The sequence below is a fragment of the Lactobacillus isalae genome (assembly GCF_947539375.1).
Lineage (GTDB): Bacteria > Bacillota > Bacilli > Lactobacillales > Lactobacillaceae > Lactobacillus > Lactobacillus isalae.
Genome location: NZ_OX443569.1, coordinates 691,766 through 714,974, shown reverse-complemented (window position 1 = coordinate 714,974; position 23,209 = coordinate 691,766). Strand labels below are relative to the sequence as shown.

Annotated in this window: 19 protein-coding genes and 1 other RNA gene; 6 read left to right on the top strand and 14 right to left on the bottom strand. The window is 34.1% G+C overall.

Annotated features, from left to right (window positions below):
- Positions 1-694 precede the first annotated feature (694 nt).
- Positions 695-1,765, top strand: a complete 1,071-nt coding sequence (gene xerS / locus QM512_RS03475; protein ID WP_282806134.1) for a tyrosine recombinase XerS — start codon at positions 695-697, stop codon at positions 1,763-1,765.
- Positions 1,766-1,833: 68 nt separating this feature from the next.
- Complete coding sequence (locus tag QM512_RS03470) at positions 1,834-2,745, top strand: LysR family transcriptional regulator (protein ID WP_282806133.1); 912 nt, start codon at positions 1,834-1,836, stop codon at positions 2,743-2,745.
- A 38-nt stretch (positions 2,746-2,783) separates the two neighbouring features.
- Here QM512_RS03470 and QM512_RS03465 read toward each other — a convergent pair whose 3' ends face one another.
- The 3 genes from QM512_RS03465 to QM512_RS03455 all read right to left on the bottom strand — a co-directional run bounded on the left by QM512_RS03465 (position 2,784) and on the right by QM512_RS03455 (position 5,334).
- Positions 2,784-3,890 carry a hypothetical protein gene (locus tag QM512_RS03465; RefSeq protein WP_282806132.1) on the bottom strand — a complete coding sequence of 369 codons (1,107 nt, stop codon included), beginning with the start codon at positions 3,888-3,890 and terminating at the stop codon, positions 2,784-2,786.
- 90 nt (positions 3,891-3,980) lie between these two features.
- Positions 3,981-4,808, bottom strand: coding sequence for a DegV family protein (locus QM512_RS03460; RefSeq protein WP_282806131.1), 828 nt, complete (start codon positions 4,806-4,808; stop codon positions 3,981-3,983).
- Positions 4,809-4,923: 115 nt separating this feature from the next.
- Complete coding sequence (locus QM512_RS03455; RefSeq protein ID WP_282806130.1) at positions 4,924-5,334, bottom strand: MarR family winged helix-turn-helix transcriptional regulator; 411 nt, start codon at positions 5,332-5,334, stop codon at positions 4,924-4,926.
- A gap of 186 nt (positions 5,335-5,520) precedes the next feature.
- Here QM512_RS03455 and QM512_RS03450 point away from each other — a divergent pair, with 186 nt between their 5' ends.
- Complete coding sequence (locus tag QM512_RS03450) at positions 5,521-7,212, top strand: Rqc2 family fibronectin-binding protein (protein WP_282806129.1); 1,692 nt, start codon at positions 5,521-5,523, stop codon at positions 7,210-7,212.
- 89 nt (positions 7,213-7,301) lie between these two features.
- Here QM512_RS03450 and QM512_RS03445 read toward each other — a convergent pair whose 3' ends face one another.
- From QM512_RS03445 to QM512_RS03420, 6 genes are read right to left on the bottom strand one after another with little or no spacing between them, the layout of a single operon-like run.
- Positions 7,302-10,466: a carbamoyl phosphate synthase large subunit gene (locus QM512_RS03445; protein WP_282806128.1), complete on the bottom strand. Its 3,165-nt coding sequence runs from the start codon at positions 10,464-10,466 to the stop codon at positions 7,302-7,304.
- A gap of 3 nt (positions 10,467-10,469) precedes the next feature.
- Positions 10,470-11,525 (bottom strand): carbamoyl phosphate synthase small subunit, encoded by a 1,056-nt coding sequence (locus QM512_RS03440; protein WP_282806127.1) that lies wholly within the window; start codon positions 11,523-11,525, stop codon positions 10,470-10,472.
- A 3-nt stretch (positions 11,526-11,528) separates the two neighbouring features.
- On the bottom strand, positions 11,529-12,443 hold the full coding sequence (locus tag QM512_RS03435) for an RluA family pseudouridine synthase (protein WP_282806126.1): 915 nt from the start codon (positions 12,441-12,443) through the stop codon (positions 11,529-11,531).
- Positions 12,444-12,455: 12 nt separating this feature from the next.
- A complete protein-coding gene (gene lspA / locus QM512_RS03430) occupies positions 12,456-12,920 on the bottom strand; it encodes a signal peptidase II (protein WP_282806125.1) in 465 nt (154 codons plus the stop codon).
- On the bottom strand, positions 12,920-14,599 hold the full coding sequence (locus QM512_RS03425) for a formate--tetrahydrofolate ligase (RefSeq protein WP_282806124.1): 1,680 nt from the start codon (positions 14,597-14,599) through the stop codon (positions 12,920-12,922). The genes lspA and QM512_RS03425 overlap by 1 nt, the downstream gene beginning before the upstream one ends.
- Complete coding sequence (locus QM512_RS03420; RefSeq protein WP_282806123.1) at positions 14,596-14,940, bottom strand: hypothetical protein; 345 nt, start codon at positions 14,938-14,940, stop codon at positions 14,596-14,598. Before QM512_RS03420 ends, QM512_RS03425 begins: the two co-directional genes overlap by 4 nt.
- Before the next feature lie 132 nt (positions 14,941-15,072).
- Here QM512_RS03420 and QM512_RS03415 point away from each other — a divergent pair, with 132 nt between their 5' ends.
- Positions 15,073-15,996 carry a DegV family protein gene (locus QM512_RS03415; RefSeq protein WP_282806122.1) on the top strand — a complete coding sequence of 308 codons (924 nt, stop codon included), beginning with the start codon at positions 15,073-15,075 and terminating at the stop codon, positions 15,994-15,996.
- A 41-nt stretch (positions 15,997-16,037) separates the two neighbouring features.
- On the opposite strand, the gene QM512_RS03410 is transcribed toward QM512_RS03415, so the two are convergent.
- The 5 genes from QM512_RS03410 to QM512_RS03390 all read right to left on the bottom strand — a co-directional run bounded on the left by QM512_RS03410 (position 16,038) and on the right by QM512_RS03390 (position 20,077).
- Entirely contained in the window at positions 16,038-17,270 is a 1,233-nt protein-coding gene (locus tag QM512_RS03410; protein ID WP_282806121.1) for a metallophosphoesterase, read from the bottom strand.
- A gap of 2 nt (positions 17,271-17,272) precedes the next feature.
- Positions 17,273-18,397: a THUMP domain-containing class I SAM-dependent RNA methyltransferase gene (locus tag QM512_RS03405; RefSeq protein WP_282806120.1), complete on the bottom strand. Its 1,125-nt coding sequence runs from the start codon at positions 18,395-18,397 to the stop codon at positions 17,273-17,275.
- Between the two features lie 72 nt (positions 18,398-18,469).
- Positions 18,470-18,838: RNase P RNA component class B (gene rnpB / locus QM512_RS03400), an RNA gene on the bottom strand.
- A gap of 24 nt (positions 18,839-18,862) precedes the next feature.
- The gene (locus QM512_RS03395; RefSeq protein WP_282806119.1) at positions 18,863-19,300 is read right to left on the bottom strand and encodes a DivIVA domain-containing protein; all 438 of its coding nucleotides are present in this window, start codon (positions 19,298-19,300) and stop codon (positions 18,863-18,865) included.
- Positions 19,301-19,507: 207 nt separating this feature from the next.
- A complete protein-coding gene (locus tag QM512_RS03390; protein ID WP_282806118.1) occupies positions 19,508-20,077 on the bottom strand; it encodes a DUF1273 domain-containing protein in 570 nt (189 codons plus the stop codon).
- Between the two features lie 68 nt (positions 20,078-20,145).
- On the opposite strand from QM512_RS03390, the gene recU reads away from it, so the two are divergent.
- Both recU and QM512_RS03380 read left to right on the top strand, forming a co-directional pair.
- Positions 20,146-20,757 (top strand): Holliday junction resolvase RecU, encoded by a 612-nt coding sequence (gene recU, locus QM512_RS03385; RefSeq protein ID WP_282806117.1) that lies wholly within the window; start codon positions 20,146-20,148, stop codon positions 20,755-20,757.
- A 12-nt stretch (positions 20,758-20,769) separates the two neighbouring features.
- Positions 20,770-23,154: a PBP1A family penicillin-binding protein gene (locus tag QM512_RS03380; RefSeq protein WP_282806116.1), complete on the top strand. Its 2,385-nt coding sequence runs from the start codon at positions 20,770-20,772 to the stop codon at positions 23,152-23,154.
- Positions 23,155-23,209: the final 55 nt, after the last annotated feature.

Sequence of the window (23,209 nt, the reverse complement as noted above, 5' to 3'; positions counted from 1 at the left end):
AAAAAAATCAAAGGATGATATACAGTCTATAGTTTGTTAATACCTTTCATTAAAATTATTGTTTTAATGAAAGGTATAAGAGACTCTTCCGAAAACAAAGCCAATCCTGCGCTACATTAAGCCATTCATAAATGCAAAAAAATGTAAAAGTTAATCAAAAAGTTGCAAGTTTCGAGCAAAAAAGTTCCCAAAAAGTTCCCGTGAATTTAATGGGTATTTGTAGAATTTATTTACAAATCATATAAATTATGATATGCAAAAAAGCCACCCTAGAGAAAATCAATTCTCCAGAGTGGCTTTTTTATTACCTATTATTTTCTATTCAAAATTTCCCCATGGATCGTTACCTTGACAACAAACTAAGAAACCGTGTTCTCCGTTAGCTCTTGCTTGTCTAATCCAGACATAGCATAGCTACCGTGACGACGTACTAATATAATCATGATCTATTAAGACTTCTCTAACTATTAAACAAACAAGTAGAATTACCCTAAAATAGTCTTTATTTTATGCTAGATACGGGCTATTTTAGGATACTATGCCAATATTTCTTAAATCATGGTTCCACTTAAAACATTATTTATCTATTCTCCCCTCTCTCCTACTACCAAAAGATTAGGGGATATACTCAACTTTTGTAAAACTATCAAATAAGATATAATATATACAAACCTACGTTCGAGGAGAGAAATAATTGGAAACTAATAAATATTTAGCTCTTATTAGACAAGAGTTAGCAAACATGCCTGATTTTGTAAAAGAATACAATCTTGGAACCTCTCATTCACTGACCACAACATACCAATATTTAACAGAAATTCGTCGCTTTTTTAATTGGCTGAGAGAAAACAAACTATCTAACGCTTCCTCTAATAAAGAAATTACACCAACAACATTAGAAAGCTTGCAGCGAAACGATGTAATGCTTTATATTCACCATCTCAAGCATACAAAGAATCAACAAGGACGTCTAAACTCACCTACTACAATCAATCGTTCTATCAACGCTTTACGCTCTTTATACAAGTTTTTGACGATCACGTCTGATAATAATCATGGCGAGCCTTATTTTGATCGCAATGTAATGTTAAAAATAAATTCTCTAAATGACACAAAAACGCTGAACTATCGAGCTCACGTATTAGAATCGCATATGTATATGGGTGATCTAAAATATCAATTTTTAGATTTTATTGAAAATGAATATGAACATAAATGTAACAAGCAGTCTCTACCAGCTTTTAAGAAAAATCATGAACGAGATATGGCTATTATTGCATTGATTCTAGGTACAGGAATTAGAGTATCTGAATGTGTTGGCGTCAATATTCGTAATATCAACCTCAAGGATGCAATGCTTGACGTAACACGCAAAGGTGGCCAAAAAGATAGTGTCCCCATTGCTAACTGGACTATTCCTTATTTAAAAAAATATAAGGATATACGTACTGATCGTTATCATGCTGACAAAGAGAATACAGCTTTCTTTTTAACGAGATGGCACGGAAAAACTAGAAGAATGACAACTAATGCAGTAGAAAAGATGGTTAATAAGTATTCTGCTGCATTTGGGAAGCCTTTAACTCCACATAAATTACGTCATACTCTTGCTAGTGAATTATATGAAGTTACTAAAGACCAAGTTTTAGTTGCACAACAACTAGGTCAAAAAGGCACTACGGCGACTGATTTATATACCCACGTAGATCAAAAGAAGCAGAAAGCAGCATTAAACAAAATTGATAAACATAAGGCTTCAAATTAATTCAACTATAGTAGCAATTAAACTATAATAAGAATGCATAGTTTAATTAAAAAACGAGAGGATTACTCATGGAATTAAGAGTTTTAAGGTACTTTCTTGCAGTTTGTGAGGCAAAAAATATATCAAAAGCAGCTGATGTACTACATATCAGTCAGCCATCATTATCAAGACAATTAAAAAACCTCGAAGATGAACTTGGTGTAACGTTGTTTTATCGTGGACACCAAGAAATTACCCTTACCCAAGAAGGTTATTATCTTCAAGAACATGCCGAGGAGATCATTTCTTTAACAAATAAAACACAGCAAAATTTACGCCATTCAAAAATAGTATCAGGTGAATTATACATTGGTGCTGGCGAAAGTGTGGCAATAAAACGTGTAATGACTATCATAAATGAAATTTTACAAAATTATCCGCAAGTAAAAATTCATGTCTTTAATGGTAATTCTGCTATGATTGAAGGTAAAATTGAACGTGGTCTATTAGACTTTGGTATTACGATGGGACAATATGATACTACGCAAAACTTTAACAGTCTGACCTTGCCTGAAAGTAATGAATATGGCGTAATTGTTAATAAAGACCATCCACTTGCCAATCAATCATATATTACTCCTGAAGACTTACAAAACTTTCCAATCATTATTTCCAAACATACTGCCGATTCAGATAATTTTAGAGACTGGTGTACTGACCCACAAAAATTGAATATCGTAGCTACATTTAACCTGCCAGATAATCTACAGTACTTAGTAAAAAAAGGTCAGTATTGCCTGTTAATTTACAAAGATTTACTACCAATTTCGCCTAAAGATAATCTTTGCTTTTTACCTATTCAACCTAAAATCATTGATCACAATCGTTTGATTTGGAGCTCAAGAGTTCAGCTCTCTAATGTTGCAAGTTTATTTCTTAAAATGATGCGTGATTCTGTAAGAAACAAAAATCAATTTCGTGATAAACAAAAAACGATTTGAAATTATCCAAATATTGGAGTTTCAAATCTTTTTTTATGTTAATGACTTTGTTGATTTGCAGCTGATTGCTGATTATTCTGTGCCTGAGTTTGATTGCTATTTGCTGACGCGTTGTTGTTATTACTGTTATTAGCCTGAGATTGTTGATTTGCCTCTTTATTGTCTGATGATTGAATTGGCGTACTACTTTGACTTTGAGACTCTTGTTTTTCTTCTTTATGTTCTTCAGACTTGCTACTTTGAGATGAACTAGACTGCTGACTACTTGATGAGCTTTCACTTGATTGACTAGATTGAGTGTTTGAATTATTTGAGTCAATATCAATATCAAAACTATCATCAGCCTTTGGATGATATACTCTATGTCTCTTTTTAGAAGTCTTAGATTTTAATGCATTAGGGGTGCTTACTTTAATTGCATTAATTTCGGTATAAATACCTTCTTGAGAAATATCATATCCAGCATACGCAAAACGCAAGTAGAATGAAAAACTAGTTAAAACTAAATGGCCACTCTTTTCTTTTAAAGTATATTCAACTTTTAATCGTTTAAGTGCACCTTCATTATCTAAGCCAGAAGCATTTCCTTTAAGTTTTTTAATTAGCTTGTTGTGGGTTTTATTCCAGAACTTTAAGCTATTACCACTGTAGCTTACGCGGTAAACTGAGCCTGATTTTTTGAGCTTCATGTCACTTTTAATTGCCTTACTACCACTCAAAATAATAGCAGGATCAAATTGACTCACAACTTTATTAGGCGTCATTGTAGATGAAGCTTTCCATTTTGGACTGCCAGTATTATCCCACATCTTTTGATAAACTTTATCCTCATTTAGCCACATAGAAGTCTTATCAACCTTAGCTTGAGCTTTCAGAGGATCATTTTGATATTCACCGGTCCAAGTTCTAGTAGCCTGAATACCGGGTGAATTTTTCACCTTAAATTTATAACTTTTGAAGTCTGTATTGAGTGCTTCAGCAATTATTTCTTTATCACTACTATTGCTTGTCGCCGAGTTAGCAGCAGTAGGACTTGAGTTTTTAATAGCATTTGTATTCATCGTTAAAATCACTTGAAAAACGATTACTAAGGCTAGTCCCACACCAGCAACTATACCCAAAATCTTTAAAAATTTATTTTTCATTTAATTTATTCCACTCTCATTTTACATTTCACAGTATTATTTATATTAAAAAAATAGGAAAGCAACTTTAGCCTTCCTATTTTTCTATGATTATTTTTTACTAAAGTCCATCTTATCTATATCAGCCATCCAAGTAATACCAAGAGACTTTTCTCCTAAGTAAGTAGCAATTACAGAACTAAAGTTGAACATCTTAATGGTCATATTAGGGAAAGCGGCTTGGAAATCATCTTTAACCTTAGTAGCTTGCTCTAAATCGTTTGAATTATATACTGTCAATGCTAATTTATCAGTAATAGGCGACTTATTAATTCGTTCAATAGTGATATTTTCAGCCTTCTTAACAGCACGTTTCATAGAACGAACTTTGTCAAAACTTACAATTTGATAATCATCTTTTTTAAATGTTAATAAAGGTTTTATTTGAAGCATCGTACCAATAATTGCACTTGCATTACTTAAACGACCACCACGAACTAGATTATTCAAATCATCCACAACAAATAAGACATCAATCGTATCTCTAATTTCGTCTAACTTAGCCAAAATTTCCTTAGGCTCCCAGCCATTTTTAATCATTTTAGCTGCTGCAAGGACTAAATTTCCCATTGAACGAACTGTCATTGCAGGGTCATAAGGATAAAGATTGAATTCAGGATGATTATGTGCCAAGTTAACTAAACTATTATAAAAGCCTGAAATCCCTGAAGTTAACGGAATAGCAATAATTGCTTCATAGCCTTCATCTTTTAATTTTTGGCATAATTCGAGCATGGTACCTGGACTAGGTTGAGAAGTCTTGGGAAAAGGTGCTCCATCGCGTTCTAGCTCAAAAAGCTTTTCTGCAGTAATATCGTTGGCCTTGGCTTCTTCTGGGCTTATATCACTAGTACTATCTGTAATGAGTGCTATCTTCACGTGTGAAAACCTACCTTAAAATTAAAATATCAGCATTAAGTTGCATGCTGCAATATTACTTATCAAAATGAAATTATATCATAAAACTAGATGTTTTTTAAATATAATCGATGATTTATGCTTCATCAGTTGCAAGGTTATTAACAATAATCTGTAATTTACTATTAAAATCTTGAACTTTTTCCTCGCTCCAAGTAGAAAAAATTTGCGTTTCAATTTGATCTAAAACATTCTTTAATTCTTCTACCTTAGCTAAACCTTCAGCGTTTAAATTCAATGACTTACTAGAGTCTTTCTTTGAACGTTCAACCTTAATTAAAGACGCTGTTTTTTTCTGCTTAATTTGTCTACTGAGGGTCGAAAGCGATATACTTAATGCCTGTGCTAATTCTCCCATCGTCAAAGTTTCATTTTGATGATGGTCAAAGAACAGTAATAAACGAGTTTGAGAAAGATTTAATCCACACTTTTTATTAATAACTCGCTTAATATTCTCACTGACGCTATTAAATACTAAGACATTCATTTTATTTACCACCTATACTTATATTTCCCATTTTTTCTAATCAACAATAATTCTAAGACATAATTTAAATTTTCACAAGATTTGTGAAAATTTAACAATATTAGTGAAAAAATCACATTCTAGCTAGATAAAGCAATTTTCACTATTAAAGAGTATAATAAATATACTGTTTTAAGGAGGATATTTATGGCTTTTGATGGTTTATTTATTCATAGTCTTTTGCAAGATCTCTCCCCTACTTTGGTTGGAGGAAAACTTACCAAAATATACCAACCATTTGAACAAGACCTAGTTTTAAATTTTAGGAAAGATCGCAAAAATCAGCGTTTGCTTGTTTCTGCAAATGCTCAAAATCCACGCTTCTATATTACAAATGATACAATTGCAAATCCCGATGTTGCTCCTACATTTGTTATGGTTTTAAGAAAGTACCTAGAAGGATCAATTCTTAAGGAAATAGAACAAGTTGGCGTAGAAAGAATTGTCAATTTTCATTTTTCTAATCGAAATGAACTTGGCGATGAAATGCAGCTTGTATTATCAGTAGAATTAATGGGAAGACATAGTAATGTCATTTTATATAATGCAGACGATAATAAAATTATTGATTTGCTTAAAAGAATTAATCCCGATGAAAATCGCGCTCGTCTCTTACTTCCTCATGCTCCTTATGAATTACCCCCACTTCTTCCCGGAATTAACGGTTTTCAATTATCCGCTAATCAATTTAACGATCTCAAAACAAAGTATCCTGAACCAATTGATTTTGTTAAACAATTTAATGGATTAGACGGGGATGACAAAAAAGAATTTGCAGGCTACTTAGAAGACGACTTTTCTTACAGTTCTCTTCAAACTTTCTTCAATCAATTCAATAGACCTAAAGGATATGTTTTACAGACAATCAAACATAAGGATCGAGTATATACTTATCTTCCATATCATTTAGAATTGAATCTAATATACTCTGATGATGACATTAATAAGGTTCTTGACGAATTTTATCGAGATCAAGCGAACCGTGAATGGGTAAAACAAAAATCAAAGAGAATTGAAAATATCGTTAATAATGAGCTCAAAAAACTCAAAAAGAAAATTATTAAGTTACGTAAACAACTTGATCAAGCGGAAAATTCAGAAGAGTATCGTATTAAAGGTGAACTACTCAATGCTTATCTTCACGAAGTAAAAGCTGGAATGACAAGTATTGAGCTCCCAAATTACTACGAAAACAACGAACCTATGAAGATAAAACTTGATCCTGCTCTTTCTCCAGCTAGAAATGCTCAAAAATATTTTACTCGCTATCAAAAATTACGTAATTCAATCAAGCATGTTAATGAGCAAATCAAACTAGCAAATGAAAACTTAGATTACTTTGACTCTATTCAAACAGCTATTGATAATGCTGATCCGCAAGATATCGATGCGATAAGTGACGAATTAATTAATCAAGGCTATCTAAAAGAACAGAACAATAATCACCGTCGTAAGAAAAAAATTAGTGAAAAGAATTTAAACACTTTTAAGCTAAGCGATGGTAAAAAAGTCTTAGTTGGTAAAAATAATTACCAAAATGATTGGTTAACGCTTAAAAAGGCTGATAAACGTAACTACTGGTTCCATGTTAAAAATATGCCTGGCTCTCACGTAATCTTACAAGACAACGATCCTAGTGACGATGACATTAAAGAAGCAGCTGAAATTGCAGCTTACTTCTCTAAGGGTAAAAATTCTAGCCACGTGCCTGTTGATTATGTGCAAGTTAAAAGAATTAAAAAACCTAACGGCGCTAAACCAGGATTCGTAATCTATACTGGTCAAAATTCAATTGAAGTAACACCCGATGAGCAAGAAGTTTTAAGTAAAAAAATATAAAAAAAGCTCAACTTATAGAATTTCAAAAGTTTTCTATAAATTGAGCTTTTTGATTGCTTATTATTTTACATAATAATTTATATTTAAGCTTATAAAGGCTGTGTAGTCATTGCCAATGTTTCAAGTACTGTTAACACGTCTTGAGCTGATTGCAAACTAGAGAAAACAGGAATATGCGTGCTTAAAGCTGCATCTTTAATCATGATTGCATCGTGGCTAGCTGAATCAGATAAACTTGTCACATTAATAACCAGATTGATTCGATGCTGCTTAATTTTTTCAAGTAGACTATTGCTGCCCTCTTGAACTTTTCCAATAATTCCAGTTGTAATCCCTTCTTCAGCTAGAACATTTGCTGTTCCTTCAGTTGCTAACAATTTAAAGCCTAATTGATGGAATCTAGCAGCTATTTTAATTGCATCATTTTTTTCAGAGTCTTTAACTGAAATGAAGACTGTCCCATAAGTTGAGATCATTAAGTCGCTACCTTCATATCCTTTAAATAAAGCAGTCGGTAAATGCTTAGCACGCCCCATTACGCTTCCAGACGTCTTCATTTTAGAATCAAAGGTATTTTCACTTTGATATGATAAATACGAGAATACAGGCATTTTTACATGGATCAGATTATTTGATGGCCAAATGTCACTAGACAATTCTAAGTCCGATAATTCACTGCCCAATAAAACTTTCATTGTGATGGCAGTAATATCTTTTTTAAGAGCCTTAGTTAAAAAGGCAACATTGTGCCCTGAATAGCTTTTCATCTGTAACAAATATATTTGATCATGAGCCAATAAAAAGTGTAGATTTACCGGACCTCTTAAATGGAGCTTAGTTGCAATACTAATGGCACTATCACGTAATCGCCTTTGATCATTAGTCGATAAATTTTGTGGTCGATAAACAGCGATTGAATCACTGGCGTGAGAACCGGTCTGTTCAAAATGTTCAATAATTCCTGGAATAGTAACATTTTTACCATCTGAAATTGCAGTTACTTCGTATTTTTTACCTTCAATAAATTTAGAGACAGTCATGTGCTCTAATGAATTTTCCGCAATATATCTCTGTAGAGCTGGTAAATCAAATACAACGGCAGATTTTTGTTTCTTACCATTGCTTGTGCCACCAATTAAAGCAGGAAACCCATTTGTATTTACAAATTCTAAGACATTTTCTTCGCTATCGCATTGAAGTGCAGGAACAGGATTAACGCCAGCCTGATATACAACATCAGCATGGTTCTCTCCTAAAATTTCTTTCAAATTAGGTTGTCCTAAAATTGTTAACCCATGTTCTAGTAGCTGCATCCGGTATTCATTAATTTGTTTACCAGAAAATTGAGTTACGACTTCCTTAATGTCTTCTTTCCAGGCAATCTCAAGAATATTTTCTAATGTAATTGGTTCAAAATAAACCCGATCACATAAGTCGTAAGCAGCACTAACACTTTCTGGATTATTACTAATAATCACTGGACTTATTCCCTGCTCTTTTAGTGTCTTAGCAGCATGGTAGAGCATATAATCAAATTCTCCAGTTAAGGACACCTGAAATGGCTTTAAACCTAAAAGAAGACATTTTTTTGAATTAGACAGTGGCTTTGTTTCATCTTCAATACCATAACTACTATACACGGCTTGAACATTAGGATGAATTAAACCAGCAGTCCCGTCAATTTCAATATAACTTGGCTTGATGGACCACTTTTTACATAAATCAGTTATTGCTTTTTCATCTCGCTTAGTAACTTCAGCAATTAAACGATTAGAAAAGCCATTTTTCTTTACTTTTAGCATTAAATCAGGAGTTAATTCATCATTTTGCAGTTTTTTCAATAAGATCAGAATGTGATTAAACTTCTGTAAGAATACTAGGTGTACGTGTAAAAGCTTATGTAAGGTATGATAGCTAATACCCTTAGCCAAAGCAGCTAAAAGCGTAATCAAATGAACTTCATTAGGCTGGCTTAAATCCCGCAATATTTCCTCTTCACTCTTATCACATTCTTCTTTAAAGGTCTTCACATTATTAGAAAAACCAGTAGTTGATTGTAGTGCCTTTAAAAAGGCACTTTCAAAATTACGACCAATTCCTAAAGCTTGTCCTCCAGAAGTCGTTTTATTATTCAAAGCATAATGGTTGTATCCCGCTTCAGTAAAGGACCAATAAGGCAATTTTACAAAACATGCATCTTGCACTGGATCAACTGCAGCAGAGATTCCAGATTGTGGATCGGTAATTTCATTTAAGTTATATCCAAGAGCAATCTTGGCAGTAATGTAGCCAATGGAATACACGCCGCTTCTATAAGAAAGTAAGCTAGTCTGCGTTAAACGTGGTTTTACACTTAAGACTTTATAGTTAAAATCTTCTCCATTTTGTTTAACGGCAAAATGAATACTTAATGCACCATGTAAATTGAGACAATTTGCAATTTTACGACAACAATTCCTTAATTTTTGAATTTGATTATTATTTCTAGTCAAAATTGGCGTCACTAATAGTGAATCAGAGGAATTAATTCCAACTGGTTCTAAGCTACCTGTATTTCCAACAAAACAAAAATTACCATTATTGTCGCGGACGATGTCAAAAATTAATTCTTCCCAATTAGATAGATCTTCAGTTAAACGGTAATCTTTCCAATTAAAATGATCATCACTTTCTTCGTCTAAAAAATATCTTTCTAATTGAGCCAAACTATCTAAAGAAATCATACTATCTGGTCGATAATGTTGTTTCTTAGATAAAAGCAAAGGAAAATGAGCATGTTCAATTACACGACGTAAGTCGTCTTCTTTTTCCAGCAGCCATTGATTGGCAACTGCAATCTTATTTGCTTTAAGAAAAGTATAGAGATTATGCGGAGCTGATAAACTTAAGGCTAAGCTATTAATAGTTAAAAGCTCAATATTCATTTGTGTTAAGATACCAGACTCTAATAACTCCTGCGTTAATCTTAAAGCTGGCTTTCCACCAAAAGCTGGAATAATAGCATCCGGCTTTTCCATTCTAATAATTCGCTTCACAAATGGTAGCGTCATTGGTTCAAGATATACATTTACATCAGGATGTGGATCAGTTGTAATTGTTGCAGGATTAGGGTTAATTAAGACAACTTGAACATTGCTTTCTTCAAAGGCAGCTAAAGCTTGTTTAGCAAGAATATCAAGTTCTGAAACCTCTCCAACAATACTTGGTCCAGCCCCAATAACCAGAACCTTATTAATTTCATTATGTAAAGGCATATTTTACTCCATCATATTCATAAACTGATCATAAATGCTAGCAGCATCAAAATTACCAGGAGATCCTTCTGGATTAAAGGCTGTTGCCAAAACCTTATCTTCTTTAATACTGTATCCAGCTAATAAATCTGATCTTAAGTCAAAGTACTTACGTGAAAGGTTTAAAGATAAACTATCTGGAACAACCAATTGGTCGATATTCATCGCAGTTTGCCAGATTCGATTATTAGTTTGCTCAATAACGGGAAAATTGCTGCCATTATAAGCTGGGATCAAGTCTAAAAGTTCTAAGTCTAAGTAATTGCTAATTGCTAAAAAACCTAATCCAATTCCTAAAATCGGCAATTTACCATAGAACTTATCAAATACTGGTTTTAAAAACGGCGCAACTTCTTCTACTCTTCCTGGACCATTAGAAATCACGATTGCATCTGCCCGAAGATTGATAATGTCATAAATTGAAGCATTATATGGCAATACAACACTGTTAATTTTACGCAAAGATAAGGAACGCAATAATGAATGCTTTAGTCCTAAATCAATAACAGCTACAGTTTTACCAACATTTGGAGCAGCATAAGGATGATTTGTAGAAATTTGAGCTGTCTTATTTTTAGGTAAAACTAGCGCTTTAATTTGATCAAAAGCATGTGCATCGTCTGTATCCATAATAGAAGCTTTGATTACTTGTTTATTTTTTAATTTTTGAACTAGTGCTCGAGTATCAACGCCATAAATAGCTGGTATTCTTTTCTCTTTTAGAAAATCATTTAAATCTTGAAAAGTTGGATTTGCTGAAATATGAAAAGCAATATCGTTAGCGATTATTCCACGCACACTAGGATCAATTGATTCATAATCAATTGCATTAATTCCGCTTCCGCCAATCATCGGAGTCGTAAAAGCTAAAATTTTACCAAAGTTAGCAGGATCTGAAATTGCCTCCTGGTATCCGAAGTTACTTGTTTGAATAGCAAGCTCACCCGTTGCTGTAATCGGTGCTCCAAAACCGTGCCCCGAAAAAGCTGTTCCGTCTTCAAGAATCAAATATCGTTTCATAAATTAATGCTTCGTTTCTCGTCGTAAATTCTCTAATTGTTTTTCAAAAATCTCTGGTAGTGGCGTAGAAAATTCTAACCACTTATTTGTAGATGGCTGATAAAAGCCCAAAGTTTCGGCATGCAAAAATTGTCCATGACCAGCTAATGTCTTTTTAGGACCATATAAAGGATCTCCAGCTAAGGGATGTCCAATATACTTCATATGAACTCTAATTTGATGAGTTCTACCGGTTTCAAGAACACACTTAACTAGACTATAGTTTTTAAATTGTTCAAGAACTGTAAAATGGGTTACTGCAGCCTTCCCTTTAGGATTAACTGCCATTTGTTTTCGATTGTTTGGATTTCTACCAATCGGAGCATTAATAACTCCATTTTTTGTTTCAAAATTTCCGTGAACAATTGCTAAATATTCTCGTTTATTTATTTTTTCTGCTAGCTGCTTTTCTAAACTTTCACGTGCTCGATCGTTCTTAGCTACCATTAATAAGCCTGAAGTATCTTTGTCAATTCTATGTACAATACCAGGGCGAAATCCTTCTGGACTATCCGCTAAGTCTTGCGTATGATAAAGCAATCCATTTACCAAAGTATGGTCAGGATGACCAGCAGAGGGGTGAACTACCATCCCTTGAGGCTTATTAACCACAATCACATCTGCATCTTCATAAACAATATCTAAATGCAGATCTTGAGCTTCTAGAGTCAATGGTTTTACCGGAGGAACGGTAATATCTACTACATCCCCAGCTTGTACTTTATAAGATACTTTCTCTACATGGTCATTAACTAAAATATTCTTTTCGTTAACTAATTCTTTGATTTTGGTTCTGCTTAAATCTGTAATTTTCTCTGCGATTACCTTATCCAAACGTCCCTTTTCTTCATCAATCACTAATTGATAACTTTTGGTCATTTAACCCATCCTTTAGTCTTTTTCACTTATAAAAATTAAATAGATGAACACCAGGATAATTCCAACTGTAATTGCACTGTCAGCAATATTAAAAATGTTAAATTGAACAAAATCCAATTGCAGCATGTCAATTACGTACTTTAAATGTAATCGATCAATAAAATTACCAATAATTCCACCCAGAACTAGAGCCAAACCTGTATCGAAGAGTCCATTTTTATATTTAGGATTAAAAAGGTAATAGATCACAACCGCAATTGCTGCAATACTGATCAGATAAAATAAAATCATTTGTCCGCTAAAAATGTTCCAGGCTGCTCCATCATTTTGTAAATATGTAAACGATAAGACTCCTGGAATAACAGTTTGCTCATCACCAATTTTAAAATTAGTAACAATATAGTTCTTTAACCATTGGTCGGCTGCAACTACAAGTAAAGAAATTATTAAATATAAGGCCTGTTTAGCTTTACTCATTAGAATAATCCTGAAATCTTTCCACTATTGTCTACATCGATGTCCAGAGCAGCTGGATGTTTTGGCAGTCCTGGCATATCTAAAATTGATCCAGTTGCTACCACAATAAAACCTGCTCCGTTCTTAAGGGCCAGATCTTTAACGTGAAGAGTAAAGTCTTCTGGTGCACCTAAAATCTTCTTTTTATCAGTAAAACTATATTGCGTCTTAGCAATAATTACTGGTAGTTCATCCTTACCCATCTTTTTAATTTCTGATAATTGCTTCTTAGCCTTAGCTGAATATTCAATATCTTTAGCGTGATAAATACTGTGAGCAATTTTGGCGATCTTTTCTTCAACAGAATCATTAGGCTCATAAACAGATGTAAAGTCACTAGCTTTATTAGTTAACTCAATCACCTTTTCAGCTGCCTCAATCCCGCCTTTAGAACCTTCATCATGGTAGGATACTACTTCGCATTCAAAACCATCGTCTTGAACAAGGTCCTTTAGTTTAGCTAGTTCTTGATCAGTATCACTAGCAAACTTGTTAATCAATACAATTACAGGTACACCATAATGAGCCATATTTTCCATATGACGTTTTAAATTAGCAAATCCCTTCTCTAGAGCAGGGATGTTTTCTTCATCTAAATGATCAGTAGTTTCTTCTGCTTGATACTTCAAAGCTCTCACAGTTGCTACTACGACTACTGCGTCAGGACGCTTGTCTAAATGGTTTGAAACAAAATCCATAAATTTCTGACCACCGAGATCTGCGCCAAAACCAGCCTCAGTTAAAACATAATCACTCAAATGCAAAGCTGCATTAGTAGCAATTACTGAATTAGCACCATGAGCAATATTTGCGAATGGTCCTCCATGTACAATCGCTGGAGTGTGTTCAAGTGTTTGCACTAGGTTAGGCTTTAATGCAGTTGATAGTAAAGCAGCAATTGCTCCTTCAAACCCTAAGTCTTTAACATAAACAGGTTCATCCTTAACAGAAAAGCCAACTAAAATATTTCCAATGCGTTTCTTTAAATCATCAATATCAGTTGCTAAACACAAAATTGCCATTAATTCATTAGCTACAGTAATTGCAAAGCTAGCCTCATGCTCAATTCCATTAAAGCGTGAACCTTGTCCGATAGTGATTTTTCTTAAAGTACGATCATTAACGTCAATTCCACGTTTTAACAAAATACGATTAGGATCTAGCTCTAGGCTATTATCCTGATAAATATAGTTATCAACTAGAGCAGCTAAAGTATCAATAGCACTGGTTAGCGCATGCATATCACCAGTAAAATGCAAGTTGATATCTTCCATTGGGATAATTTGTGCATATCCACCACCAGTAGCTCCACCCTTTAATCCAAAAACAGGTCCCATTGAGGGCTCTCTTAGTGCAATTAAAGTGTTTTTATGAAGTTGATTATTAATAGCATCCCCTAAGCCAATAGTAATCGTTGATTTTCCTTCACCAGCAGGAGTTGGACTAATCGAAGTAACTAGAATTAATTTTCCAAGCTTTTTATTCTTTTTAATTCGATTAATGCCACTCCAGCTAATCTTAGCCTTGTCATTACCATAGAGTTCAATTTCATCTGGTTGAAGATTAATCTTTTGTGCAATTTCTGTAATTGGTAATTCCTTAGTACTTTGTGCGATTTCGATATCTGACTTCAAATTCATTTCTTCTTTCTTTTAAGTGCAAGAAGCAAATAAGTATTAATTTTACTCTTTGCTTCATATATGACAAAAGCCTTCCATTGCCACTTAATCTTTAAATCTTGAAGCTGAAGTTTTTGACGATACGGTAATTTTAGCCAATAAACACTTGCTTCCTTTTTAAAATAAGAATTAAGCCAAGTATAAATAGCAATAATAGCAAAGATAGCTCCCAAAATAATAGCGGGATAGCTAATTGCTTTGTTGCTTTCATACCCAACAATAAAGGCTACAAAAATTAGTGCTAGGAGCCAGGAGTAATAAATTACGCCAGTAGCGCCTAAAAATATAAAATGCTTCTTCATAATTTAGAATTTAGGTCACACCCTGTTTATTGATTATCTCTATTGTAACAAAAATAAAGCAGATTTACGTTTTTGTTTAAAGAGGCCTTCTAGACTATAATATAAAACAAGAATATGGAGGAAAATAATACTATGAAGATCGGCGTTTTAACTGACAGTTCATCTTATTTAACTAAAGAACAATGCCAAAAATTTGGTATTGATGTTTTACCAATCCCAATTATTTGGGACAAAAAAGAATATCTTGACTTAATCGACATTGGCTTTCATGAATTCTATGAGAAGATAAATACATCTACTACTCTTCCTACTACGTCTCAACCTTCAGTCGGAACAGTTAAAAAGTATGTTGATAAATATGTTGATGAGGGTTACACAGATTTAATTATTATTACGCTCTCAAGTGGAATCTCTAGTTTTTACAATAATGTATTAAGTGTAGCAAATGAAGAAACACGGATTAAGATTCATCCCTTTGACTGTAAAATCACCTGTGCGGGTGAAGCAGATGCTGCTATTTTAGCTGGGCGACTAGTAAAAGCTGGTGCTGATATTGACTTAATCATGCATGACCTAAAAGACTTAAGAAACACTACAGACGTAAGATTTATGGTAGACAACTTAAATCATTTGAAGAGAACAGGTCGTTTATCTAATGCGGCTAGCTTTGTCGGTTCTATTCTAAAAATCAAGCCCATTCTATCAATGGATGTACAAAACGAAGGTAAAATTTCTGCAATTGCTAAAGAAAGACAATACAAGCGTGCCTACAATCATATTAAAAAGGACTTTGATAAGCTAACGTCGAATATGCCTTATCCAATTCAATTAACAATTTTCCATGCAGATGATGCAGAAAGAGAAGCTGAATGGATTAACGATTATCAAACAAGTTTTCCTAAAGTTAAGGTTGATCAAAGTATTATCGGTCCAGTAGTTGGAGTTCATGTTGGTCAACACACAATGGCAATGATTTGGTGTCGAGACTTAGATTCCTATTTTGATGAAAATGGTAAACCACTTCTAAATGTTAATTCTCAGGCAGTTAAAGATTAAAAAAGGCGAACACTACAAATTTCATGTAGTATTCGCCTTTTTTAATATCTAATTTTCACATGTAAATTATCATGCGTAGACGTATCGTAGAGAGTCTGTAAATAGAGTTCATACTGTGGATTTTCTGCAATTAATCGCTGATAAATTGCAGACTTTTTAAGTTTTTGCAGTTCCTCTAAGTCAATATGATTCTTCCCGGTAAAGAAATGATAATTCATCTCGCCAAAAAGACGTCCCATTTGTCGAACGGTCTTTAAATCATCGTGATTTCGATACAATTCATTCTGCATGAGTTCAGCTGAAATAGTTCCCAATTGAATATTTTCTAAATAATCATGAAAATGAGTTAAAGTCCAGTTCTGCTTTTCTTTATCAGTTAAATAGCCATCCATTTTAAAATGATGGCAAGTGTAGCTAATTTCTTTAGGAGAAACCTTAACTACACCATAACCTTGATCATTAGAACAAAAGCTAGCTGTGACAATTTCAGTAGCCGGACACGAATTTTGTGGTGGCATAATATTTTGAGCATGAATATGACCAGAAAAAACTAGCTTTACATTATATTGAGCCAATAATTTACGTAGTTCTCGATAATCATCAACTACATATCCCTTGTTTACCGCTGGATTATGAGCATAAAGATTGTGATGCATACAAAAAATCACGCGTAAGTTATTTTGACTCGCATATTGAAGTTGTTCTTTAATCCATTTTCTTTGTTCCTTACCTAAAAAACCTGCTGTAGCTGGTGCAGTAGATGATTCTTCTTTTCCGTAATCATTAGAATCGGCCAAGATCAGCAAATAATCAGGATTAAGCTGAACACTATAAGCTAACGAATTGCGATCTATACTAAGTGCATTTTCATATGATTTCTTAAAAATGTTACGCCACATTCTAGGACTTATTTGACCAGCATAATATTGTTTCTTACCACGAAACTCTCTAGCCCAACCATCATAAATATCGTGATTTCCAGGAACAACTAGTAATTTTGTCTTAGTCAGTGGTTTAAAAAGCTCAGCGAATTTTTCAGCAGAAACTCTTTCTCCATTAAAGGTTACATCCCCAGTAACAATAATTGCTGCTGGCTTCTTTTCTTCTGCCATTCTTGCAAAAGCGCTGAGTGCTGTTTCTTGATAATAAAGATCTTTACCCTGACTAGTTTTTTGCATTTGTGAAAAAGCTTGCCCATGGTCATGTAGACTATCGGCAATTAAATGCGTATCGCTAATGACCCAAAAGATTGTCTTTTTATCTTGCGTTAACATTCTTATCTCTTATTTGCCCAATATTGATAATAATCCGTTCTTAAATTACCATTATAGAATTTTCTCTTTTTAGTGGCCTTAGCACCAAAATACTTTTCAAATTGCGGATCAGAAGTTAAATAGTATTGGCTAAATGAAGAAAGTGGTCGTAAAGTTTGTCCCATCTCTTCATAAATTTTTTCAGCTGCTTCACGATCTTTAAGTCGTTTACCGTAAGGAGGGTTAGCAATAATAACTCCATTTTCTAAGTCAGTTGAAAAGTCCTTTACAGCAACTTGTTTAAATTTAATATCTTGTAATACTCCAGCATTATGAGCGTTAACCTTTGCAATTTCTAAAATTGATTGATCAATATCGCTTGCTAAAATTGGTGCATGATCTTGCTTTTCTTGGGCTTTTGCTTTTTCTACTAATTCAGGATGAAGTTTTTTATCAAACCAATCAAAATTATCAAAAGCAAATTTTCTCCAAATACCTGGAGCGACATTTTTGGCTTTTAATGCAGCTTCAATGGCAATTGTTCCTGATCCAGTCATCGGGTCAATAAAGGGATGAGAGCCATCAAATGGTGTCAACTCAATCAACCCTGCTGCAAAATTTTCCTTTAAAGGAGCTCCACCATGTTCAACACGATATCCACGTTTAAATAAACTCTGACCAGTTGTATCTAGGCTTAACCGTGCAACATCTTTATAAATATGAATGTCTAAAGGATACTCTGCGCCGCTTTCAGGCAAAAAGCCACGTCTTCGATATTGATCCGTTAATTTATCTACAATGGCCTTTTTGACAATTGATTGAACATCAGGTTCAGAGTGCAACTTGCTGCGAACACTTCTCCCTTTTACAGGAAATTGTGCATCTACTGGCAACAATTCAGCCCAATCGTAGCTATAAACCTCATCATATAGTTGATCAAAACTAGTTGCTTTGAACTCTTTTAACAAAATTTTTACTCGGTCAGCACTTCTAAGCCATAAGTTTGTCTTAACAATATCTGCTTGCGTTCCTTTGAAGAATACGCGTCCATTTTCAGTGCTTGTTTTATAGCCCAAATTATTTAATTCTTTTGCAACGACACTCTCAAATCCAGCGCCCATTGTTGCATATAATGTATATTCTTTCATTTTAGATTCTCTATCTTTATAAATTTTTCTATAAAAAAAGGCTGAGCCAAAGCTCAACCCTAACCAACAAATTTCTATAAGCCACGTTCTGTTCCAATAGGACATGGTTAAATTCCTATCTTCAGCGACCATCTATCTTCATTAAAAATGACTTCGTCTTTAGTTCATTTACCTAGACGAAAGCGCCCCTACCAAATTTGGGTTGCCCGCTTGCAGGGTTTACCTCGTTCCACCAGTAAAGTTTCCCTTACTGCTTCGTCACTGTGGCACTTTTCAGGATAGTCACACATGTCAAAAATGATTTAGTGCTTTTTCCGCCGTAACTTGTTAAAAACAAGTCCCCCAGCTTATTGGGCTGAGTACAAAAACTACAAGCATCTCAGCTTGTGCGTGCGTGGACTTTCCTCAGCTAGCATAAGCTAACCGCGATCGCTCGAAATTTGCAATAATTATTATATCATAGTTTTAATTAGCTTGGTAAGTTCTATCTTGTTGATTCATTCTTTGTTCAAGGTTATAAACTTTACGCTCTAAAGTTGAAATACGTTGAATCATAGCTACATTAGTAGTTAATTCAGGTGTTTCTTTGTCATCAGTATTACTGCTGATAACGGGCTTTTGTACATTACGAGGCGTATAAGTTTTAACGTCATCCTCAACTTCTTCATTTTTAAAGTCTAATTTAGGTGCAGTACTTTGACTTGGGGCTTGTTTTTGTTGAGCCTTTAATTCGCTAATTTGAGTTTGTAAATCCTCAATAATAGTTGCAAAGGTACTGTAATCGGAAATAATTGTATCGAGATATGAATCTACTTCATCAGAATCGTATCCCTTCATTTTAGTTCTAAATTGTTTCTTTAAGATACTTTGTGGATTTAGTTGAATATCATTTAAACTTGCCATTTGTTTCGTCAAACTCCTTAATTACAGACGATTGTCTGTTTTTGATTTAGGCGATAAAGTGTTAACTAGTTTATAGCTCAATGGCACTCACTTTATCGTACATAACCAGTATAAGTTATAAATATTCTTCAAGCAATAATAGTAGTAGTTTCTAAAAAAATTCTTATTATCTCAAGCTAATAATTAGATTGAAAGTCCTAACAGAAATTAATAAAAGTTATTATTTGGTCGATGATTTTCTTCATATTCTTCTGCTGCTTCTTGCAAATCATAGAAATCAATTATATCTACCGGATAATCCTGGTCTTCTTGATACTTTTGTATAGCTTCGTAATCATACTTAGGTTTACCGGGATGTTCAGGATCATAAATTAAAACTGCCCGATCAGTATGCTCTAACATAAAACTTTGATAATTTTTTAATTGCGCTGGACTCATATAAGGATAATTAGAAGTAGAAGCTGTAAAGTCAACTTGCTCAGTTAAATTTTGATATTTCATCTGATTACTTTCATTCCACCTTTTTGAAAACTCTAAATATGGCATCATCAAAGCAGTATGAAGATTATATTCATTCTCTAAACTAATTGCGGACTCAAGTGCCCATTGCTCAATTCCTAAATTTGCTCCACTAATTACCCAGTCAATTTTTCCTTCTTCGAGCAGACTTTTAAAATAGTTACTTAATGCATACTTAATTACAGTTAATTTAGGATCCTTATCACTAAAAATACTTAATTCATATGAACGATATCCTGTAACCCACAGACGCTTCATTTAGTGATTCCCCTTTCTCTAAAAATGATTTAAAATCTTTGCTATAATGCTAAGCAGGAGTGATGTTGATGGTAAAATATCCAACAGGCAGTTTAACACATTATACTAAAGATCAAACTGACCTTTTGCATCCCAGAAAGCAAAAGCATCGTAAAGATGTTGTATTTTCTGATCGTGGAATGAACCTAGAACAGCAAATTAACGAATCTAATAAGTACTATCTCCTTGAAGATATTGCTGTCGTTCATAAAAAGCCAACTCCAGTCCAGATTGTTAAAGTAGATTATCCTAAACGATCTCGTGCAGTTATTAAAGAAGCCTATTTCAGGCAAGCTTCTACGACTGATTATAATGGCGTATATGAAGGACATTATCTAGATTTTGAAGCTAAGGAAACAAGAAATAAAAGATCTTTTCCTTTAAAAAATTTCCATGAACACCAAATCATTCATCTTGAAAGATGCTTAAAGCAAAAAGGAATCTGCTTTACGATAATTCGCTTCGTAACTCTTAATCGTTACTTCGTAACCCCAGCTAGCTTTGTAATAAAAGCCTGGAAGACGCCCCATAAGAGTTCGATGACACTTCAAGAATTAATCGATAATTCAATTGAAATTAAAAGCGGATTTCGACCAACGCTTCCTTACTTAGATGCAATAGATAATTTTATAAATAGATAGGAACAAAAAAGAATGGCAGATAATAATCAAAGGCCAACTAATTCTAGAATGGCAAACCTTCATCCTGAAGGTAAACCACGTAAACGAATTTGGCTACAAGTAATCAAGTGGTTCTTTATTGTAGCAATGTTAGTAGTAGTTTCAGGAGTAGGTTTATTTGCATACTACGCTAAAGACGCTCCTAGCATCTCGCAAGCTCAACTTCAAAGCGGTGGAACAAGTAGCTTATATACCAGAGACGGAAAATTTCTTCTTTCTCTAGGTTCTGAAAAAAGAACTTATGTTAATAATGACGAGATTCCTAAAGAACTAAAAAATGCCATTATCTCTGTTGAAGATAGACGTTTTTATAAGGAAGGAATCGGACTTGATCCAATTAGAATTATTGGCTCTGTCTTAGTTAACGCCAAAAGCAAGGGAGTTGCGGCTGGTGGATCTACAATTACTCAACAATTAGTTAAGCTCTCCGTCTTCTCCACTGCTGCTTCACAAAGAACTCTTCGAAGAAAGGCTCAAGAAGCTTGGCTTTCAATGAAAGTAGAACGAGAATTCAGCAAAGAACAAATTTTGGAGTTCTATATTAATAAGGTATACATGAACTACGGTAATTACGGTATGGGTACTGCAGCTGACTACTACTATGGCAAAGATCTAAAAGATCTTGACTTAGCACAGACTGCCCTCCTTGCAGGGATGCCAAATGCACCGGTTACTTATGACCCATATGTATATCCTGAAAAGGCAAAATATAGACGAGATATCGTTTTAAAAGCGATGCTTAAAAACGATAAAATCAGCAAATCTCAATATACACAAGCAGTAAATGAACCAATTACTCAAGGTTTGCAACCTAAAAAGAACAATGCTACTTCTGAGCTTAGAAAAGTTGACGATCCATACATTAAAGAAGTAATTAGCGAAGTTAAGAGCAAGGGCTTTAATCCTTACAATGATAACTTAAAGATTACTGTTAACATCGATCAAGATGCACAACAAAAGCTCTACGACTTAGTAAACGATGGTTCAGTCCCATTCACTAACGATAAAATGCAAGTTGGGGCTACAATTGTTGATCCAAAAACTGGTCATGTAATTGCTATTATCGGTGGTCGTAAACTTCCATCAGTTCAACTTGGTTTAAATCGAGCTGTTCAAACAGGACGCTCCACTGGTTCAACTGTTAAGCCAGTATTAGATTATGGTCCAGCAATCGAATACCTTAACTGGCCAACTTCTCATATGCTAGACGATTCTAAATATGTTTACCCAGGTACTAATATCCAACTTTATGACTGGGATAATAAGTATGAAGGTAAAATGACTATGAGACACGCTCTAGAACAATCAAGAAACGTCCCAGCAGTTAAGACTTTAAGTAAAGTCGGTGTAGCTCGTGCCTCATTATTTGCAAGAAAAATGGGCGTTAATGTCCCATCTGATTCAGGCTTATCAGTAGCTATCGGTGCCAACGCATCTTCTCTTCAAATGGCTGGTGCATTTGCTGCATTTGCTAATGACGGTGTTTACCATAAACCACAATTTGTTTCTAAGATTGAAACCCCAGATGGTTTAACTAGAAATTACGATAGTAGCGGTACTAGAGTAATGAAGGAATCAACAGCTTACATTATGACAGATATGCTCAAAGGGGTATTAACTAAGGGGTCTGGTACACAAGCAAGAATCAAGAACTTATATGAAGCTGGTAAAACTGGTACAGTTAAGTACTCTGATGAAGAGCTGGTAAGATATCCTCAATATAAGAATTCACCAAAAGATTCTTGGTTTGTTGGTTACACCAAACTATATTCAATAGGAATTTGGACGGGATATGACAATCTAAAAGATGGTACACCATCTGGTGTCGGCTCTTCTTCTGCTCAACTCCTATATAAGCAAATGATGTCATATCTCATGGCTGACAAAGCCAATAAAGATTGGTCAAAACCAAGTACAGTCGTTAAACGTAGAATTGCTAATGGTACGCAAGATAAGGTTGTTTCTCCTAATGCAAGCAATTCTAGCTGGCAGTTGTTTGTTAAGGGGCACGCTCCAAGTAATCCATATAGTGAAGTAACAGTTGATAAACGTAAAGACGAAGATGATGATATCGACACTAGATTTGATACAGAAGATGATACTTCTTCTAAAGGTCAATCTCGGTCTCAAAGCAGTTCATCATCATCAAGTCGTTCTGAACAATCTTCAAGTCAAAAACAGTCCTCTACTTCTGACACCAATTCAAATAAGCAGAATCAAAACAATAGTCAACAAACTGACAACAAGGCTGAGAATCAAAATAATAACAATAATTCACAACAAAATACAAATAACCAAAATAATAATCAAAACCAGCAACCGCAAAATCAAGGTAATAACTCCAATAATAATCAATAATTGAAGTTACTAAAAAGCTCCAAAAGTCATACCAAATATGGCTTCTGGAGCTTTT

Bases quoted from the DNA above. Each gene is read 5' to 3' on its own strand.
- QM512_RS03470 (WP_282806133.1), top strand. From the start codon at position 1,834: ATGGAATTAAGAGTTTTAAGGTACTTTCTTGCAGTTTGTGAGGCAAAA.
- recU (WP_282806117.1), top strand. From the start codon at position 20,146: ATGGTAAAATATCCAACAGGCAGTTTAACACATTATACTAAAGATCAA.
- QM512_RS03380 (WP_282806116.1), top strand. From the start codon at position 20,770: ATGGCAGATAATAATCAAAGGCCAACTAATTCTAGAATGGCAAACCTT.
- QM512_RS03405 (WP_282806120.1), bottom strand. From the start codon at position 18,397: ATGAAAGAATATACATTATATGCAACAATGGGCGCTGGATTTGAGAGT.
- QM512_RS03450 (WP_282806129.1), top strand. From the start codon at position 5,521: ATGGCTTTTGATGGTTTATTTATTCATAGTCTTTTGCAAGATCTCTCC.
- QM512_RS03440 (WP_282806127.1), bottom strand. From the start codon at position 11,525: ATGAAACGATATTTGATTCTTGAAGACGGAACAGCTTTTTCGGGGCAC.
- QM512_RS03415 (WP_282806122.1), top strand. From the start codon at position 15,073: ATGAAGATCGGCGTTTTAACTGACAGTTCATCTTATTTAACTAAAGAA.
- QM512_RS03425 (WP_282806124.1), bottom strand. From the start codon at position 14,599: ATGAATTTGAAGTCAGATATCGAAATCGCACAAAGTACTAAGGAATTA.
- QM512_RS03435 (WP_282806126.1), bottom strand. From the start codon at position 12,443: ATGACCAAAAGTTATCAATTAGTGATTGATGAAGAAAAGGGACGTTTG.
- QM512_RS03465 (WP_282806132.1), bottom strand. From the start codon at position 3,890: ATGAAAAATAAATTTTTAAAGATTTTGGGTATAGTTGCTGGTGTGGGA.
- QM512_RS03390 (WP_282806118.1), bottom strand. From the start codon at position 20,077: ATGAAGCGTCTGTGGGTTACAGGATATCGTTCATATGAATTAAGTATT.
- lspA (WP_282806125.1), bottom strand. From the start codon at position 12,920: ATGAGTAAAGCTAAACAGGCCTTATATTTAATAATTTCTTTACTTGTA.
- QM512_RS03395 (WP_282806119.1), bottom strand. From the start codon at position 19,300: ATGGCAAGTTTAAATGATATTCAACTAAATCCACAAAGTATCTTAAAG.
- QM512_RS03420 (WP_282806123.1), bottom strand. From the start codon at position 14,940: ATGAAGAAGCATTTTATATTTTTAGGCGCTACTGGCGTAATTTATTAC.
- QM512_RS03445 (WP_282806128.1), bottom strand. From the start codon at position 10,466: ATGCCTTTACATAATGAAATTAATAAGGTTCTGGTTATTGGGGCTGGA.
- QM512_RS03410 (WP_282806121.1), bottom strand. From the start codon at position 17,270: ATGTTAACGCAAGATAAAAAGACAATCTTTTGGGTCATTAGCGATACG.
- QM512_RS03455 (WP_282806130.1), bottom strand. From the start codon at position 5,334: ATGAATGTCTTAGTATTTAATAGCGTCAGTGAGAATATTAAGCGAGTT.